A 16,916-nucleotide genomic window follows, 5' to 3' on the forward strand; every position below is an offset into this window, starting at 1 on the left:
AAAGCATTTTTCTGGCAAATAGTTATAGACAAAATGTATTTCATTGCTTAAGCAAAAGCCCAATTTTCAATTTAACAATCAACAATTCAACAATTAAATAAGTGCACCTATTTTATACCCCAGATATTACGACCGGATTCTATACTTTACCTGAGGAAGAATCGAAGCACTGCACACGTGTGTTGCGTTTACACCATGGTGATACCATTTACCTTGTGGATGGCGTAGGTGGACTGTATACGGCAATTATTCAGGATGCAAATAACAAGAAATGCCAGCTACAGATTATAGATAAGCAGATAGAGTATGGTAAACTACCCTACTATACGCACATTGCCGTTGCACCTACCAAGAACATGGACCGTATGGAGTGGTTTGTCGAGAAGGCCGTAGAGATTGGTGTAAGTGAAATTACGTTTTTGCTGTGTGAACACTCCGAACGCAGGCAGTTGCGCCTCGACAGGCTCGAAAAAATTGCCGTAAGTGCCATGAAACAGTCCCAGAAAGGGTATTTGCCTTTGCTTAATGATCTGACTCCTTTCCATCGGTTTGTGCAAAAATCTCAGCCAGACGCTACCTTTATTGCCCACCTCGAAGACGATGCCACTAAAAGTATAAAGGAGCATTATAAGTACGGTAATCCGCATTGTATCCTGATCGGTCCGGAAGGTGATTTCTCTACCGAAGAGATTTCGGCTGCTTATCAAGCCGGAATAAAGCCCGTAACCTTAGGTAAAAGCAGACTTCGCACCGAAACCGCAGCCCTAGTTGCCTGCCACACGTTAAACGTACTACACGACATTTATGCACCGTTATAAGTAACCACTCAATGTATAGCCACCGCATGCTGAAACGATCCATTATTGCCATATTATTAACTTTAGTTACTTGCGTTGCAGGTTTGGCGCAGAGCTATAGCTTTAAAATTGCGAAACTAAAGTATAACGGCGGAGGCGACTGGTATGCAAACAAAACATCCCTCTCAAACCTGATTCAGTTCTGCAATCAAAACCTGAACACGAACATAGCCCCCGACGAGGCTGTAGTAGAAGTAGGCAGTCCGGAAATATTCAGCTATCCTTTTGTGCACATGACAGGCCATGGGAACGTGGTTTTTTCAGATGCAGAGGCGCTTAACCTGCGTAATTACCTGCTTAGCGGAGGCTTCCTGCACATCGACGACAACTATGGCCTGGATAAGTATGTAAGGCAGGAAATGAAGAAAGTGTTTCCGGAATATGAGTTTGTTGAGTTGCCATTCGATCACCCTATTTACAGACAGAAGTTTAATTTTACAGGTGGCCTGCCTAAGATCCATGAGCACGACAACAAACCTCCACAAGGTTTTGGTATCGTGCACAAAGGCAGGTTAGTTTGCTTTTATACTTACGAAACCGATCTGGGTAACGGCTGGGAAGACCCTGAGATTCATAACGACCCAGAGCATGTAAGGCAGCAGGCACTGCGCATGGGTGCAAACATAGTGACTTATGCCATTACACACGGCGACGGCCTGCAATAAGAAAAGTATAATTCAGTTTCTTTATACTTTTAAAAGCTTGATTAAGCATACAGTGCGCCTAACTTAATCCAACTGAGAACATATATCCTTTGTTAAGTAACTTAATTGTGCTTAAGTTTAAATTTGGAATATCTTAGCTCTCACTTAATTTCTTATCATGCCCACCAATGCATTGCTCAAAAAGCTATCACTTCTTACCGATAAAGGCCTTAAAAAGAGGCTTCGCAAGGAAATACTCGCATATTACAAAAATATCCCGCAAGCAGAAACAGATCCTGAAATTCAGGAGGCACTTGCATTTTTGAGTAACAATCGGTTTCATGTATTTCCCTATACTTTTACAGATGATTATTCGTCTGAGCAGGTACAGGTATATACCGATAAAAACCTGGGATTAAAGTACGTTATGCATAAGGGCAAAAAGCTATACTTTAAGCGGACATGGGGTGAGCGGAAGATCAAGCGAAATTATGTTTACTTACTTCTTGAACAGGATTTAAAGTCGCCACACCGGTACTTAGCAGATTCTTTTGTAGTAGAACGAGGTGATGTGGTAGTGGATGCCGGAGCAGCTGAAGGTAATTTTGCGCTGAGCGTAGTAGAACAGGTAAAAAAACTATACTTATTCGAAACCGATAATGAATGGGTGGAGGCCCTGGAAGCCACTTTTGCCCCTTGGAAAGATAAAGTAGAGATCATCAATAAGTATGTAAGCAATACTAACAATGAACATTACTTAACCTTAGATAATTTTTTTGAGGGTAAGGGAGCCGTTAATTTTATAAAAGCCGATGTAGAGGGCGCAGAAGCTGATCTACTGGAAGGCAGTAAAAATATTTTACAAAACCAGCAGCTTAAAGTTGCTATAACCACCTATCATAAACAGGAAGACGAAACAGAACTAAACGACATGCTACAGCAGTCAGGTTTTAAGACAGAGTTTTCGGATGGCTACATGCTGTTTCCGCATTACGGGCCTTTTAAGCCTCCGTACTTCAGGCGTGGTTTGATCAGGGCAATGAAATAAACAAAAGGGCCGGTTATTATACCGGCCCTTTTGTTTATAACTCGTTTGGTAAAGTATACTCTAGTAATTATACTTTCTGTTGAATATTTCGGTAAGTATAAAAGCCTCTTTTACAGAAGCCGGGTTGCGCAACAGTTTGGCATAACGACTAGTTGGTGCCTCACTTTCCTGGGCATAAGCTTTAAATACAGGCTCCCTCATTTCTTTAGACCTTCTCTTAGCTTCTCTGGCATCAGCCGCATTTTCCCAGGATAGCGCTTTTTGTGTAGTGCCCTCATAGCTTTTATACTTGGGTACTCTTTCCTCAGCAATTACTGGTGGAGTTACAATCTCCCGGACCCTTTCGCGAGCTATTTCAGCTTCTGCCCTGCCTTTATCAACTTTAGGCTGCAATTCACGCAAAATATCCTCAAAAGAAGTTACCGGCCTTTGGGGCTGCTGAGGCTCTACGCGTCTGCGTTGCGGCTTTTGCTCTTCCATCTCCTGCTCTTTATCGCCTGGCGTATTAAAAGCCTTCCGCCATTGTGTGAAAAGAAAATAAGCCACAGCGGCCAGTATGTAAAGTATAATTTTAAAATCGTCCATAGCAAAAGGTAGGTAGCTTTACCAAATATAGCGTTTTTACATGGAATTAAAAATTAACGAAGCAGTTATTACACTGGCAATATACTACATTGATAAGGCTTATTTTTATTAAGAAAGTTAAGTAAACCGGAACAGCTAATTGAGAAAAATAGCTTATTTTTGAAGTTAGAACAGAAGATTCCGCGAACGCGAATGCAAGTATCAAGATTAGAAATTAAAGGCTTCAAAAGTTTTGGCGACCGTGTCGTTATAAATTTTGACAACGGTATAACCGGGATTGTAGGCCCAAATGGCTGCGGCAAGTCAAACATTGTAGATGCCATTCGCTGGGTACTGGGTGAGCAGAAAACCCGTAATTTGCGCTCTGACAAGATGGAGAACGTGATCTTTAACGGCTCCAAAACCCGCAAGCCTACCCAGATGGCCGAAGTGTCTATCACCTTCGACAATAATCGTGGCGTGTTGCCCACAGAGTACTCCCAGGTAACCGTAACTAGAAAGTACTACCGCAACGGCGACAGTGAGTATATGCTAAACGGCGTTACCTGTCGCCTGAAAGACATTAACGAACTTTTTCTGGACACCGGTATAGGTTCTGATAGTTATGCCATTATTGAGCTGAAAATGGTAGATGAGATCCTGAACGATAAGGAAAATTCGCGCCGTTTGCTTTTCGAAGAGGCTGCCGGTATCTCCAAATTCAGGGTGCGTAAAAAGCAGACGCTTAAAAAACTGGAAGAAACTGACGCTGACCTGGAACGTGTGGAAGATGTTCTTTTCGAGATCGGGAAGAACATGAAAACGCTGGAAAGGCAAGCTAAACAAGCCATTAGGTATTTCCAGTTAAAGGACGACTATAAAAAGCACAGCCTGGAGTATGCCCGCCGAAACATATCGCAGTTCCAGAACACGATAGACAGGCTGCAGCAGGATGTACAACACGAAACAGAGCTGAAGGAAGGGTATGTACTTGCCGTAACCGAAGCAGAAGATGCCGTTGCCGACCAGAAAGAAGAACTGAACCGCACACAGGAAAAACTGGCCGAAAGCCAGAAAACCATGCAGGTGCAAACAGCCAAGCTTCGCCAACTCGAAAACGACATCAAGCTTAAATCAGAACGTAGTAATTACCTGAAAGAGCGCATGCAGCAGCTGCGCCAGCAAATTGGCCAGGACACAGCAAACCTGGAGCATACCCAGGAAAGTATACTGGAACTGCGCGACGAGTTGATAGAAGTACAGGATAAATTTGCCGAATCGGAAGAGCAGATGGCGGCTGTAAAAGAGCAACTGCAGGAAGCCAACGAGCAGAAAGCAAGCCTGCAGGAGGCGCACCAAACTATTGTAAAGCAGCACCGAGACAAACAGAACGAAGTATACCAGCTGAGCAAATCCCTGGAGATTGGCCAGGTGCAGATACAGAACATCAACCAGGAGCTGGAACGCCTGCAACAGCAACAGCTTAATGCCGACGAAGACGGACGCATATTGCAAGAGCAGCTACAGGAAGCACAGCAGGTTCTGGAAGAGAACACGTCTGAACTGGTAAGAATTCAGGCACACGAAGAAACCCTGGCCCAAAGTATAGCAACTACCGAAACTGCTATCGAGGAATTAAAAAGCCAACTCGTAGAGCTAAACCGAACCCTCGACTCCAGGCAAAACCAGTATAACCTTACCAAGTCACTGGTAGAAAATATGGAAGGTTTTCCGGAGGCTATCAAATTTCTGAGCAAGTCTGACAGCTGGTCTAAGCCGGCCCCTCTCCTATCTGATATACTTATTTGCGAGCCTGATTACAAGCCGCTTATAGAGAGTTACCTGGAGCAGTACATGAACTACTTTGTGGTAGATGAACTACAGGATGCCGTGGATGCCGTGAGCTTACTGAAGAGCGAAAACAAAGGCCGCGCTAACTTTATTATACTTTCGGAGATCGAAGAACTGGAGCCTACAGCCACCTTTAGCGAGGGCAACCTGAAAGCAGCGTATGAGGTCGTTTCTGCTGATAAAAAGTATAGCGGCCTGATGAAGTATATGCTCCGCAATGTATACATCAGCGACGACTCTGAAGATGAACTTTACGGCAGCGAGTACAAAACCATCATACTTAAAGATGGTAGCGCTATCCGTAAGCCGCTTAGCTTATCAGGTGGCTCGGTGGGTGTTTTCGATGGCAACCGTTTAGGTCGTAAACAGAACCTGGAGAAACTTGCCATGGAGGTTGCTGAATTACAGGAGCAGATAGAGCTGATGCAAAGCCGCATTAACACACAAAACCAGATCCTGCAGAACCACCGCAACGAGTCAAAGAAAGAAGCAATTAAGCAACTGGAAAAAGACGTTGCCAAAATGCAGCAGGACCTGCTCACAGTGCGCATTAAGTATGAGCAGTATCAGCAAAATCTGAAGAACTTCGACCAGAAACGCGATGAACTGTACGAACGCCTGGTAGAACTGCGCGAGCAAAGTATGGAAGTATCGCCACAGGCCGAAGCTGACATGCAGAAATTACGCCGTCTGGAACAGGAAATTTCAAGCTTTGCCGCACAATTAGAGCAGCAGCAGGAACGCATCACGGTTATCTCAGGTAGCTACAACCACGAGAACATACAGTACCACCAACTTAAAAACCGCTTTACAAGTCTACAACAGGAGATCGGCTATAAGCAAAAGTCTGTTGAGACAAACCAGGAACGCATCACTGGCCTTAAGAACGAACTGGCCAAGGCTGAAGAAGAAACAACAGAATCTACTACCTTTATTGAGGAGAACGAGGCTGTAGTGGAAACCATGATCGAAGCGCGTCGTGAATTTGGTTACGAACTGGAGGCAATCGAGAAAAAGTACTTCAGCCTGCGCGGTGAACTGGAGGAAAAAGATAAAACCATACGTGAGCTACAGCGCAAGCGCCAGAACGCCGATGAGCTTTTAATGCGCATGCAGCAGGCCATGAACGACACCAAGATCAAGCTGGTGTCTATTCAGGAACGGCTGGCTGCAGAGTTTAACATTTCTTCAGAAGAGTTTGCTGCTGCCCCTCCTGAGACAGATGAGCTGATTCCGCTTACGGATGATGAATTAAACGGTCATATCGCTTCTGTAAAATCTGCCCTGGATAAAATGGGTCCTGTAAACGCTATGGCAGCCGAGGCTTACATAGAAATAGAGGAACGCAACAAATTCATCACTGAGCAGCGCGACGACCTTGTAAACGCCAAAAACACCCTGATCGACACGATAAACGAGATCGACACAGTGGCAAAGGAGAAGTTCATGGAGTCGTTTGAGATGATCAAGGAAAACTTCAAGAACGTGTTCCGTAGCCTGTTTACAGAAGAAGATAACTGTGACCTGGTCGTATTAGACCCTAAGAACCCGCTGGAATCTAAAATAGAGATCATGGCACAGCCAAAAGGCAAGCGCCCTCTTACTATTAATCAGCTGTCAGGTGGCGAGAAAACCCTTACGGCTATATCACTTTTGTTTGCGATCTACCTGCTTAAGCCAGCGCCGTTCTGTATCTTCGATGAAGTAGATGCACCGCTGGATGATGCCAACATTGACAAGTTCAATAACATCATCCGCAAGTTTTCAGGCGAGTCGCAGTTTATTGTAGTAACGCACAACAAGCGCACCATGGCCTCAACTGATGTGATGTATGGCATAACCATGATCGAAGCCGGTATTTCAAGAGTGATTCCTGTTGATTTGAGGCAGATAGCGTAGCTAATTTATACTCTATAAAAAAGGGAGCAGCTTTATTCTTAGCCGCTCCCTTTTTTATTGTCTGAACTGGGATTTCTAGGATTTTAGGATTAATGGGATTGGCCACATGCCTCTGCCGCGAGTTTAGCGGTAGCGTAACTTGTGGTTTGTCATGGCAGCAGTTTCCAACTGCTTTGCTTTGAAAAAGCAAAGGCTGCGATGGCCGAGGCTAAACTTTAACTATAAATCGGCTACAGTATAAAATCTGGTCAAACTATCGTTGTTTTGTAGGGACAGGTCGCGACCTGTCCGCAGATGGCCTGAGCTATACTTCATACTTTGGCTACTGTGGATTAACCTACCCCTCCCAAGAGGGGAATTCCCAGAAAGTATAAAGCAAATAAAGTGTAAATCTCAGAAAGTATACTTTTCAGCTTGCGCAGAAAGCCAGTTGCAAACTGGCCTCATGGTTAGCCATCCCGAAAGCATTCGGGACGGCAGGGGCATTATACATTTGCTTCAATTTCTTTCTGCAACTTCTTCGGAAGCTTTGCTTTAACCAAAGCATAACTCTGCTTAACATAAGTTTCCCACTGCGCATCATTCAACACATTCCACTCCTGCACATTAATCCATTTGTTACGCGCCATATAAGGGGCCGGAATAATGCCTGGTCTGGATACCATTTCATCGAACTGTTCGGCTGTAACTTTAAAAGATACCGAATGCGGTGCATCTATGCTTGTAACGCAGAACATCTTCTCTCTGACCAGGAAACAAAGATCTGCACCCCACTTCACATCTTCCGTTACGCCCGGCAAACCCAGGCAAAACTCTCGCAATGCTTCTATATTCACTCTCTAACTCTTTAAACTAAAACGCTCTACCTTACCTTACTCCCTGCTCTGGGTATTTGGCAGTTTTAGTTCTGTAGAAATCCATGATTGCCTCAATATCGGCTTCAACGTCTCCAGTTGGGTAAAAGGCAGGGCCAACACCAGCTTCTTTTTTAGCATAGTCCAGGTAGCCAAGTATGATAGGTACACCGGCTCCAACTGCTACATGGTAAAAACCACGGCGCCAGCGAGGCTGATACTTCCGTGTTCCTTCAGGGGTTACCATCACACACATATCCCCGGGAGTCTCTTTAAAGATCCGGATCATGGCATCCACCATCTTCGTATTTCTAGATCTATCGATGGGAAGGGCACCCATGGCTTTAAGCAAACCACCAAAGGGGAAGCGCATAAACTCCTTTTTAATGGTAAACCGGATGGGCGCGTCCATAAGGTAAAAGGCGGCGCGGGCGTAAATAAAGTCCCAGTTACTAGTATGTGGTGCTGCCACCATTACGCAACGGCGAAGCTCCGGAGCAAGTGTTCCGTTAAGTTTCCAGCCGGTGATCTTAAAGAATAGTTTCGAGATTAGTTTTCCTGTCATGTAAAAGCATGTATTTTCTGCCCACACAAAGGTAAGGCCAATACGTTATAAAACGTATAAATACATACATTTTAGCATATTTACAAAGCTCGCTTTATTACATGTGCCTTTTTACGCAATAAGTAAGCCTGTATACCCACTCCTAAAACAGGGCCTATAGCAGTATACTTTCTGTCTCCAAGCTTCTGCTGGAAATACCGCACACTTAGCATAGGCTCAATCGAAAACTTCTCATTGAAGAAGTATGCATAGCCAATTCCTATACGACCTTCGAGCAAATTAAATTTATCTGATTTAGAAAAGTTAAGAAGACCAGGCGCAACAGAGAATTCGCCGAAAATACCATTATCAAGGTAATAACGAACAAATGGCCCCATTAACATATAAGTGCGTTTATCCGGCAACATCTCCTCGGTTGTATCTATCTTCTTACTTCGAAAATCTATAGTCAAATTAAGGCCTATAACGAAATCATGCATTACAAAATAGCCATTCTTAGCATTTATGGTAGCCATTATTTCTGTGGCGTTGATCGTTTGTCCCGGCGAACTGATAGCATCGGTTGTTTTGTAGAATGAAGCATCAACTGTACCTCCCAGTAAAATTGATCCTTGTTTAACTTTAGCTTTAATCAAGTAGCTTTCGTTTTCTTGGGCTACTACTAGATAAGGAAGAAGGAATAGAAGCAGTAAAGTTTTTCGCATAGTATATAAGAATTAAAAGGGGCTATGCCTATACTACGTAACTTTACCTATACAAAGTTGTATATATTTAATAAAACTGCAAATTAGTGTGTAAACTTTCTTCTGTAGGTTCTTACTTGTTTATCAGCTGCCTTATATGCTTCTCAAGTTTCATGGTATGCTCGTAGCCAATCTCAAAAATCTCATCTGCCTTTCTGAAGTTTGTAAGCCGGTAATACTTTAGCTCTTGCGGCTCGATCAGCAAATCGCAGAGGTGCATGCGTAACTTCACATTATTGTTGATGGCCAGCAGTAAAGTCCTTTCTACCATCGACCTGATGTTGGTTATCTGCGCCTGATGGTTGATCGGATTAACATGCACTGCTATTTTGAAGTCACAGTTCGTATGCAAGGGGTCAACAGGAAGGTTGTTCAGCAGGCCGCCATCATTTAACAACTTGCCCTCGAAAAGTATAGGACGGTACAGAATAGGCACAGCTGACGAGGCAAGCAACGGCTGAATTAGTTTACCGGTAGAGAAGTATGCTGTAACACCCTCATTCATCTCTGTAGCGCTTACCACTACAGGTATCTTAAGATCCTCAAACGTTATATCAGCACCCAGGTGCCTGATGTAAAGTTTTTCTACCTCCTCCAGATGCAACAGTCCGGCTTTGCCAAAAGCAGGCCTTACAATCTTAAAAACGCTTAGCTCTTTTATCAGGCTCAGAATTTGATCAGGAGTAAAACCCGCTGCATAAAGTACGCCGGCAATGGCCCCCGAACTAACGCCAGATATCATACTGATCTTTATTCCCAGCTCATCAAACGCCTTTAGCACCCCCAGATGCGCTATTCCCCTTGCTCCTCCACCTGAAAGAGCCAGACCTATACGCATATTAAATTTCTTTAAGAGAAAAGGTATCTTTCAGTCTAACACCTCTGTCTGTCTGCTGCACTGTACAACACTCATGCACAGCGTCGTGCTCAAAGTATAAGATCAACTCTTCGGCGGCAGCCATTTCCAGGAACCTGGCTTTCTCTTCCATCGTCAGCAATGGCCTCGTGTCATAGCCCATCACATATGGCAAGGGAATATGGCCTGTAGACGGCAACAGGTCTGCCATAAAAGCTACTTTTTTGCCTTTGTAAGGTATGATAGGAATCATCATTTTATCGGTATGCCCATCAGCATAAAATATCTCGAATTGCGGGAAAGGAGATGGCTGCTTTGGGTCTACAAACTTAAGATGTCCGCTTTCCTGCATCGGCAATATATTCTCTTTCAGAAAAGAGGCTTGCTCTCTAGGATTAGGTTTTGTGGCCCAGTCCCAATGATCGGCATTAGACCAGTAATTAGCATTCGGGAATACCAGTTCAAGCGCGCCATCTGTGTTTTTATACCTCACGCCGCCACCGCAATGGTCAAAGTGCAGGTGCGTCATGAAAACGTCTGTTACGTCCTCGTGCGTAAAGCCTGCATTATGTAGCGAAGATGTCAGGTTAGCGTCCCCATGCAGGTAATAATGGCTGAAGAACTTCGCATCCTGCTTATCGCCTATGCCATTATCTATAAGTATAAGCCTGTCTCCGTCCTCTATCAGCATACAACGCATGGCCCAGGTACAGAGGTTGTTTTCATCAGCTGGGTTAGTGCGCTGCCAAAGCGTTTTAGGTACTACCCCAAACATAGCACCGCCATCTAATTTAAAAAAACCTGTGTCTATTACGTGAAGCTGCATGGAGATTATTGAGTTAGAGAGTTTGGGGGTTATAAAGTTAAAAATGAATTTAGAGGTTATACTTTAACAGAGTGTTAGAGTTTAGAATTTTACTAAAATCAAAAACGTCATTTAACTAAACTGTCATCTCGAACAGCGTGAGAGATCTATACAGAATTAATAAAGAAAGAATTCTAAAGAGATCTCTCCCTTAGGGCGAAATGATAATATTCTTGAATTGACAGAATACCCTTAGCTCGCAATGAAAAATAACAATAGCTAAGATTATTTCTTGAAACCACTTTATCACTAGCTAAATTACTAAAACATAAAGAGGCAGCAAAGCAATTTATACTTTACTACCTCTCTAACTTTTTACTTTTCTAACTTTCTAACTCTCCAACACTACTCCCATGCTGGAGAACTTTTCAATACGCTGCATAATGCGGTCTTCTGAATCTATTCCTTCCAGTTCATCCAGCATCTTCACGATTTCTTTTTTCAGGCTGCGCATCATTTTATCTGGTTCGGCGTGTGCACCTCCAAGCGGTTCCTTGATGATACCATCGATAAGTTTATTCTGCAGCATATCGGTAGCTGTAAGCTTAAGCGCTTCAGCAGCCTGCTCTTTGTAATTCCAACTTCTCCAAAGTATAGACGAGCATGACTCAGGAGAAATAACCGAGTACCAGGTGTTTTCCAGCATCATTACACGATCGCCGATGGCAATGCCAAGCGCACCACCAGAGGCACCCTCTCCTATTATAATGCAGATCACAGGTACCTTCAGCATGAACATCTCTTTCAGGTTACGGGCAATTGCCTCGCCTTGTCCGCGCTCCTCAGCCTCTAGTCCCGGGAAAGCACCTGGTGTATCGATAAAGGTAATAATAGGCTTTCCAAACTTCTCCGCCATCTTCATCAGGCGAAGAGCCTTACGGTAGCCCTCCGGATTAGCCATACCAAAGTTGCGCATCTGGCGCTGTTTGGTGTTTCTGCCTTTCTGCTGACCGATAAACATTACGCCCCTGCCATCAATTTCGCCAAAGCCACCGATCATCGCTTTATCATCGCTTACAGTGCGGTCGCCGTGCAACTCTACAAACTTGCTGGCAATACCATTAATGTAATCCAAAGTATACGGTCTGTCCGGGTGGCGTGAAAGCTGCACACGCTGCCAACGCGTTAAATTGGCGTATGTTTCCTTTTTAAGGGTTTTAATCTTTTCTTCAAGTGCCTTAACTGCTTCCGATACATCAACCTGGCTCTCACTGGCCAGCTTTTTCATCTCCTGCAGTTTATTCTCTAAGGCAGCAATCGGCTGTTCGAAATCTAAAAGCATATTCTTTCGCTGTTTACAGCTACAAATTTAACAGTTATCCTATATCGACGTAGCGAAAAGTAAAATTTATACGCCTGCAGAAAATAATTTTATTGAAAATGAAGCTTTTACAGAAAACATAAGAAAATATAGCGCTAAAAAGATGCTTAACACTTGCACAATCAAAATTAAGGCTATACTTTTGTATCACTTTAACGCACGAAGTTAAAGAAAAGAAAAATGGTCTGGTAGTTCAGTTGGTTAGAATGCCGCCCTGTCACGGCGGAGGTCGCGGGTTCGAGTCCCGTCCAGACCGCAGATTAAACCCCTGCGGTTAAGCACAAGAGCAAACGGCTCTAAATTTCAAGTTATTGGTCTGGTAGTTCAGTTGGTTAGAATGCCGCCCTGTCACGGCGGAGGTCGCGGGTTCGAGTCCCGTCCAGACCGCTCTTAAGGAGCCTGAGGATTAATTTCTTCAGGCTTTTTTTATTTTATACTATCTTTACCCTATCAACCAAACTTGTTTAACTATGAATAGGCATTTAGAAAAAGTTTTTGAAACAAAGGAATTTATAAATGAAAATGGTGAAATAATTCCTATTCACTCTGAAACAAGTAAAGATCAGTGTGCTTTCCTTCAGCAAATAATAAAAGAAAATAAATTCTCTAAATCAATAGAAATAGGCTTTGCCTACGGATTATCTACACTAGCTATTACAGAGGAAGTTACAAATAATAACGGATCTCATCTGGTTATAGATAAGTTTCAAAACAGCTCCTGGGGAGGGAATGGCTTAAGCTTGATTGAAAAAGCTGGTTTACGAGACCGATTAGAGTTCTATGAAAGCTATTGTTACGAAGCTTTACCTAAATTGCTTGCAGAGGGTAGAAAATTTGACTTTGCTTATGTAGATACCACTAAACAATTCGATTGGATTTTAGTGGACTTCTTTTACCTAGACAAATTATTAGAATTGAATGGTGTAATAGTATTTGATGATGCTTTTTACCCAGGTATACGCAAAGCACTACGATATATATCTCAGTTCCCAAGCTATAAAATATATTCTCATTATCCTCAAAACCGAGAAAGCTCATTCACAAAAAAAATAGCTAGTTATCTAAGGCATATTCCAAAAGCAAATCATCTTATAAAAGATAATTTGATACAACTTGACGAAGAATTAAGTATAAATGCATCATGTGTAGCAATCCAGAAAATAGATAATGATATTAGGAACTGGGACTGGCATGTTGATTTCTAAAATTTAGTAAACTCCTCTTATTTGTATTGTATTATCTTTCTTAGGGGTTTAAGATATCTAGTATAGAACTTAGGTTTAAGACCATTAATTATCCAAGCTCTGTGGTCTTCATTATTTGCCTTGATCCTATTTTTAAAACTTACATTACTCTTCCCACCAACACGCATTTTAATCAAGGTTTTAGGCAAATAGGCTGCACTAATTTTGTATTTATACAAATAGCGTAACATCAATTCATAGTCTGCTGCTGATTCAAAGCTTGTATCGTATAAGCCAAGCTTTTCATAAACCTCTCTTTTTACATAAAATGTAGGGTGTGGTGGCATCCAACCATAAATAAAGTTTTTCAAATCATAATTACCCGCTTTCCAATACCTAATTACCTTTTCTGAATTAAAGCGGCTAACATATTCTAGATCCGCATATATACTTTCACTGTTTGATGTTTTAAAGTGACTTACTATATCTTGTATTGCATCATTATAATAAAAAGTGTCATCAGAGTGTAAGAACCCAATAATATCTCCAGTAGCTAACTTTATTCCTTTATTAAGGGCGTCATATAATCCCCTATCTTTTTCTGAAATAAATTTACTAATACGTTCAGTATACTTTTTTACAATTTCGACTGTACCATCCATTGACAAGCCATCGATAATGATGTATTCTATATCTTTGTAATTCTGACTTAAAACAGATTCTATTGCAGAAGCAATAGTGCTACAGTTATTATAAACAATAGTAATGATAGTTACCTTCACACAAAAACTTTTACAATCTTATTGAACTAAATAACTTCTCCATTAATATTTCTTTTGCGTTTTGCCCTAGCTGGATTACCCTGATAAATTGTATAAGCTTCAAGATTAGTAGTAGCTATAGATCCAACAGCCAGCACACTATGACTAAAACACGTTACATTCGGGCAAACTATAGACTTAGCCCCAATCCAAGCACCATCTTCTATTAAAATTTCTCCTACGTCTAAATTAAAGCTGCTTTTTGTATAATCATGGCTTCCAGTTAAAAGCATTGCACCCTGAGAAATTATTACGTTATCTCTAATTTTGACTAAAGTCAGGTTATCAACCCAAACGCCCTCGCCTATCCATACATGATCACCTATTTCTAAAAACCAGGGATATTTAATATTTACGGAAGGTTTTATGATCACATTTTTTCCAACTTTAGCCCCGAAAAGCCTAAGCAAGATTACTTTAATAAAGCTAATTGGATTAAGAGGATTTATAAAAAAAATTACACTGATAAAATACCAAAAGAAGCGTTTCAAGCTGCTTGCTTTAGTATCATACCAGTCGTTGTTGTAGCTGGAGAGTTCAACTTTACCCAGCTCTTTAACATCAACATATTTCTGGCCTGGCATAACGCTATCTTTTATAAACCTTAATGAGATCCGCTGTAACTTTATCAAGTGAAAAATTAACCCTTACTGCTTTTGCACCTCTAACACCCATTTCATATCTTGCTTTATAACCAGAGTTGAAAGCAAGCACTATTGTGGCAGCAACCTCTTCAACATTAAGAGAGGAAACCCAACCACAATTATTATCTATTATTAAATTAGCAAGCTTTACTCTCTCTGTGACAAGTACTGGTAAACCTAAATCCAATGCCTCTACTACTACAAGACCAAAACTCTCTAGATAACTTGTAAGTACTAAAGCATCATATGCACCTAAAGTCTCATTACGTAATGCAGGATCAAGCTTTCCTTTAAATACTACAATTGTTGTTAATTCAAGGCGTTTTCGCAGTTGCAACAATTCATCTAAATAATTATCATCATCGTCTCCATAAATATCGACGGTGATTTTACTCTTAATATCTTCATTAAGATATGCTATAGCCTTAAAGAGCAAATCCAAACCTTTGATTCGATTTATTCTTCCAAGAAAGACTAGCTTAAACTTATTTCTTATAGTCTCACCTTCTATTACTCTGTTGTTGCTTGCTCCGCTATCAAATTTTATTCCTATAGGGATAACCCCAGCATGATTTAACCTTTCGAATATAGCATCGTTCTGCTCACCATCAGTTGTAAATTGGATAAATTTAGCTTTTTTTAAAAATCTATCTTCATAAAAGAAACGATGGATTATTTTTAATAAATATGAGCGAGACAAAGATACTTTATCTAGCATCCCATGCGGTGTAACGACAAATGGAATGTTAAATTTTATAGAAAATGCCATACCAGTTTTAGACATAAAGTTAAAAAGGGTATGAACATGAATAAGATCATAATCACGAAAATTATTTAAGTATAACTCTACATCTTTACCTATAAAATATTTTTTACCTAAAGTATTTTTCCAAATAGGGAGATAGTGCACTTTTACTCCATCCACTTTTAACACAACTGGTTTATCTCTATGAGGATACAGTTCACCACTACCATTCTGATTTAGGGTAACTACTTCAACATAAACATCCTTCTCCCTTTGAAGACTTTCTGCCTGTTCTGCTATACACTTAGAAGGCCCTCCATAAAACCAGGCTGGCTTATAATATGGAGTTATGAAAAGGATTCTCATGAAATGTTTTCAATAAAACGATCTATAAATGCTTGTTTTGAAAACTTTGATTCATAAAGTTTATAAGCATTTTCACCCCAAACGCTTAGTCTTTCCAGATCTTCGTTTAAAAACAATAAAGTAGTAGCAAGTGTATCTGGGGAATTATCCTGTAAAAGAAGACCTGTCTTGTTATGGATAATGATTTCTTCTGCAGGTTGATTCACTATACCAATTGAGGCTTTTTTGAAAAACATAGCTTCTAAAAAAACCAACCCAAAACCTTCGCGTGTACTTGGAAATACTAAGCCTGCAGAATTTTTATAAAAAAAAGCTAAATCATTATCGGTTACATTAGTAAAAATCTGTACCCTATCATCAAAATCATTTTTGACAATAAATTCTTGAACATGTGTTGCATCGTCTCCTCTACCAATAATAGCCAATCTCAAATTAAAATCAGAAAATGTCTTAAGCTTTTCATAAGCCCGTAACAACTCCCAATATCCTTTATAACTATGCTTTTTCCAGAGCCTGGAAACAAAAATCAGATATGGCTTTTCTGATAAAAACCATGTGCTAAACTCTTTACTTGGAGCATCAGGCTCTATTTCAAACTTCTCAGGTACCCCACCCAGTAAACAGACTTTGGTTTTAGCTTTAAAGAAAGGGTTTTTTGATGTAAAATGATCAAAAGTGAACTGTGAATTAGTAAGTAGAATATCAGCTTTTGTAAGAGCTGCTCTATTTCTACCTTTAATCTCGACCCAGGCCTCTTCATCATGTAGAAAAATTATAACCTTTTTCAATAAAAATTTAGGTACAAGCAAAAGTGCACTAGCTACGCCAAGATGATCAAAGATAATGATATCAAATTTTGAAAATATTATCTTCAATAATAGTCGTGTTAAAAATACAAATCTGTTATTCCCAAAGTAATGTTCTCTTCCATTGCTCAGATTTTTGTTCCCATGAAGAGAAAAAATTAATTCATTGGGTATAGCTTGATTTATTAGATGTGCAACTCTAGAGATTCCACCCGAAGCAAGTCTATAATCAGCTGAAACTAATAAAGTTTTATTTTTTTCCATTTAACTTAACTATTACAAG

General features: G+C 41.0%; 16 protein-coding genes and 2 tRNA genes. 7 read left to right on the top strand and 11 right to left on the bottom strand.

The features are described from left to right. The first annotated feature begins 101 nt into the window (after positions 1-101). From K0O23_RS08905 to K0O23_RS08915, 3 genes are all read left to right on the top strand, one after another. On the top strand, positions 102-818 hold the full coding sequence (locus tag K0O23_RS08905; RefSeq protein WP_219877076.1) for a 16S rRNA (uracil(1498)-N(3))-methyltransferase: 717 nt from the start codon (positions 102-104) through the stop codon (positions 816-818). Between the two features lie 26 nt (positions 819-844). Beyond that, complete coding sequence (locus K0O23_RS08910; protein WP_219877077.1) at positions 845-1,522, top strand: DUF4159 domain-containing protein; 678 nt, start codon at positions 845-847, stop codon at positions 1,520-1,522. 157 nt (positions 1,523-1,679) lie between these two features. After that, positions 1,680-2,549: an FkbM family methyltransferase gene (locus K0O23_RS08915; protein WP_219877078.1), complete on the top strand. Its 870-nt coding sequence runs from the start codon at positions 1,680-1,682 to the stop codon at positions 2,547-2,549. Positions 2,550-2,609: 60 nt separating this feature from the next. Here K0O23_RS08915 and K0O23_RS08920 read toward each other — a convergent pair whose 3' ends face one another. Further along, complete coding sequence (locus K0O23_RS08920; RefSeq protein WP_219877079.1) at positions 2,610-3,134, bottom strand: hypothetical protein; 525 nt, start codon at positions 3,132-3,134, stop codon at positions 2,610-2,612. A 192-nt stretch (positions 3,135-3,326) separates the two neighbouring features. On the opposite strand from K0O23_RS08920, the gene smc reads away from it, so the two are divergent. Continuing rightward, positions 3,327-6,863: a chromosome segregation protein SMC gene (gene smc, locus K0O23_RS08925; RefSeq protein WP_219877264.1), complete on the top strand. Its 3,537-nt coding sequence runs from the start codon at positions 3,327-3,329 to the stop codon at positions 6,861-6,863. A 485-nt stretch (positions 6,864-7,348) separates the two neighbouring features. Here smc and K0O23_RS08930 read toward each other — a convergent pair whose 3' ends face one another. The 6 genes from K0O23_RS08930 to K0O23_RS08955 form a co-directional block, all read right to left on the bottom strand. Beyond that, the gene (locus K0O23_RS08930; protein ID WP_219877080.1) at positions 7,349-7,699 is read right to left on the bottom strand and encodes an MmcQ/YjbR family DNA-binding protein; all 351 of its coding nucleotides are present in this window, start codon (positions 7,697-7,699) and stop codon (positions 7,349-7,351) included. Between the two features lie 31 nt (positions 7,700-7,730). After that, positions 7,731-8,282 carry a 1-acyl-sn-glycerol-3-phosphate acyltransferase gene (locus tag K0O23_RS08935; RefSeq protein WP_219877081.1) on the bottom strand — a complete coding sequence of 184 codons (552 nt, stop codon included), beginning with the start codon at positions 8,280-8,282 and terminating at the stop codon, positions 7,731-7,733. Between the two features lie 80 nt (positions 8,283-8,362). Then, positions 8,363-8,986, bottom strand: a complete 624-nt coding sequence (locus tag K0O23_RS08940; RefSeq protein WP_219877082.1) for a hypothetical protein — start codon at positions 8,984-8,986, stop codon at positions 8,363-8,365. 112 nt (positions 8,987-9,098) lie between these two features. Continuing rightward, positions 9,099-9,863, bottom strand: coding sequence for a patatin-like phospholipase family protein (locus K0O23_RS08945; RefSeq protein ID WP_219877083.1), 765 nt, complete (start codon positions 9,861-9,863; stop codon positions 9,099-9,101). A 1-nt stretch (position 9,864) separates the two neighbouring features. Further along, positions 9,865-10,707 carry an MBL fold metallo-hydrolase gene (locus K0O23_RS08950; protein WP_219877084.1) on the bottom strand — a complete coding sequence of 281 codons (843 nt, stop codon included), beginning with the start codon at positions 10,705-10,707 and terminating at the stop codon, positions 9,865-9,867. A gap of 370 nt (positions 10,708-11,077) precedes the next feature. Continuing rightward, positions 11,078-12,028: an acetyl-CoA carboxylase carboxyltransferase subunit alpha gene (locus K0O23_RS08955; RefSeq protein WP_219877085.1), complete on the bottom strand. Its 951-nt coding sequence runs from the start codon at positions 12,026-12,028 to the stop codon at positions 11,078-11,080. Between the two features lie 221 nt (positions 12,029-12,249). Between K0O23_RS08955 and K0O23_RS08960 the strand changes: the two genes are divergently transcribed. From K0O23_RS08960 to K0O23_RS08970, 3 genes are all read left to right on the top strand, one after another. Beyond that, a tRNA-Asp gene (locus K0O23_RS08960) sits at positions 12,250-12,323 on the top strand. Between the two features lie 57 nt (positions 12,324-12,380). Continuing rightward, positions 12,381-12,454 (top strand) — tRNA-Asp (locus K0O23_RS08965). An 83-nt stretch (positions 12,455-12,537) separates the two neighbouring features. Then, positions 12,538-13,272 (top strand): class I SAM-dependent methyltransferase, encoded by a 735-nt coding sequence (locus K0O23_RS08970; protein WP_219877086.1) that lies wholly within the window; start codon positions 12,538-12,540, stop codon positions 13,270-13,272. Between the two features lie 17 nt (positions 13,273-13,289). On the opposite strand, the gene K0O23_RS08975 is transcribed toward K0O23_RS08970, so the two are convergent. The 4 genes from K0O23_RS08975 to K0O23_RS08990 are packed head-to-tail and all read right to left on the bottom strand — an operon-like array spanning position 13,290 to position 16,897. Continuing rightward, positions 13,290-14,033 carry a glycosyltransferase family 2 protein gene (locus tag K0O23_RS08975; RefSeq protein ID WP_219877087.1) on the bottom strand — a complete coding sequence of 248 codons (744 nt, stop codon included), beginning with the start codon at positions 14,031-14,033 and terminating at the stop codon, positions 13,290-13,292. A gap of 26 nt (positions 14,034-14,059) precedes the next feature. After that, positions 14,060-14,656 (bottom strand): WcaF family extracellular polysaccharide biosynthesis acetyltransferase, encoded by a 597-nt coding sequence (locus K0O23_RS08980; RefSeq protein ID WP_219877088.1) that lies wholly within the window; start codon positions 14,654-14,656, stop codon positions 14,060-14,062. Positions 14,657-14,660: 4 nt separating this feature from the next. After that, complete coding sequence (locus K0O23_RS08985; protein ID WP_219877089.1) at positions 14,661-15,827, bottom strand: glycosyltransferase; 1,167 nt, start codon at positions 15,825-15,827, stop codon at positions 14,661-14,663. After that, positions 15,824-16,897 (bottom strand): glycosyltransferase family 4 protein, encoded by a 1,074-nt coding sequence (locus K0O23_RS08990; protein WP_219877090.1) that lies wholly within the window; start codon positions 16,895-16,897, stop codon positions 15,824-15,826. Before K0O23_RS08990 ends, K0O23_RS08985 begins: the two co-directional genes overlap by 4 nt. Positions 16,898-16,916 lie beyond the last annotated feature (19 nt).

The organism is Pontibacter aydingkolensis (genome assembly GCF_019443125.1).
GTDB lineage: Bacteria > Bacteroidota > Bacteroidia > Cytophagales > Hymenobacteraceae > Pontibacter > Pontibacter aydingkolensis.

What these genes read in the sequence shown, in the direction of transcription:
- K0O23_RS08980 (WP_219877088.1), bottom strand. Translation starts at nt 14,656, where the DNA reads ATGCCAGGCCAGAAATATGTTGATGTTAAAGAGCTGGGTAAAGTTGAA.
- K0O23_RS08955 (WP_219877085.1), bottom strand. Translation starts at nt 12,028, where the DNA reads ATGCTTTTAGATTTCGAACAGCCGATTGCTGCCTTAGAGAATAAACTG.
- smc (WP_219877264.1), top strand. Translation starts at nt 3,327, where the DNA reads ATGCAAGTATCAAGATTAGAAATTAAAGGCTTCAAAAGTTTTGGCGAC.
- K0O23_RS08935 (WP_219877081.1), bottom strand. Translation starts at nt 8,282, where the DNA reads ATGACAGGAAAACTAATCTCGAAACTATTCTTTAAGATCACCGGCTGG.
- K0O23_RS08945 (WP_219877083.1), bottom strand. Translation starts at nt 9,863, where the DNA reads ATGCGTATAGGTCTGGCTCTTTCAGGTGGAGGAGCAAGGGGAATAGCG.
- K0O23_RS08920 (WP_219877079.1), bottom strand. Translation starts at nt 3,134, where the DNA reads ATGGACGATTTTAAAATTATACTTTACATACTGGCCGCTGTGGCTTAT.
- K0O23_RS08970 (WP_219877086.1), top strand. Translation starts at nt 12,538, where the DNA reads ATGAATAGGCATTTAGAAAAAGTTTTTGAAACAAAGGAATTTATAAAT.
- K0O23_RS08950 (WP_219877084.1), bottom strand. Translation starts at nt 10,707, where the DNA reads ATGCAGCTTCACGTAATAGACACAGGTTTTTTTAAATTAGATGGCGGT.
- K0O23_RS08985 (WP_219877089.1), bottom strand. Translation starts at nt 15,827, where the DNA reads ATGAGAATCCTTTTCATAACTCCATATTATAAGCCAGCCTGGTTTTAT.
- K0O23_RS08910 (WP_219877077.1), top strand. Translation starts at nt 845, where the DNA reads ATGCTGAAACGATCCATTATTGCCATATTATTAACTTTAGTTACTTGC.
- K0O23_RS08990 (WP_219877090.1), bottom strand. Translation starts at nt 16,897, where the DNA reads ATGGAAAAAAATAAAACTTTATTAGTTTCAGCTGATTATAGACTTGCT.
- K0O23_RS08915 (WP_219877078.1), top strand. Translation starts at nt 1,680, where the DNA reads ATGCCCACCAATGCATTGCTCAAAAAGCTATCACTTCTTACCGATAAA.
- K0O23_RS08940 (WP_219877082.1), bottom strand. Translation starts at nt 8,986, where the DNA reads ATGCGAAAAACTTTACTGCTTCTATTCCTTCTTCCTTATCTAGTAGTA.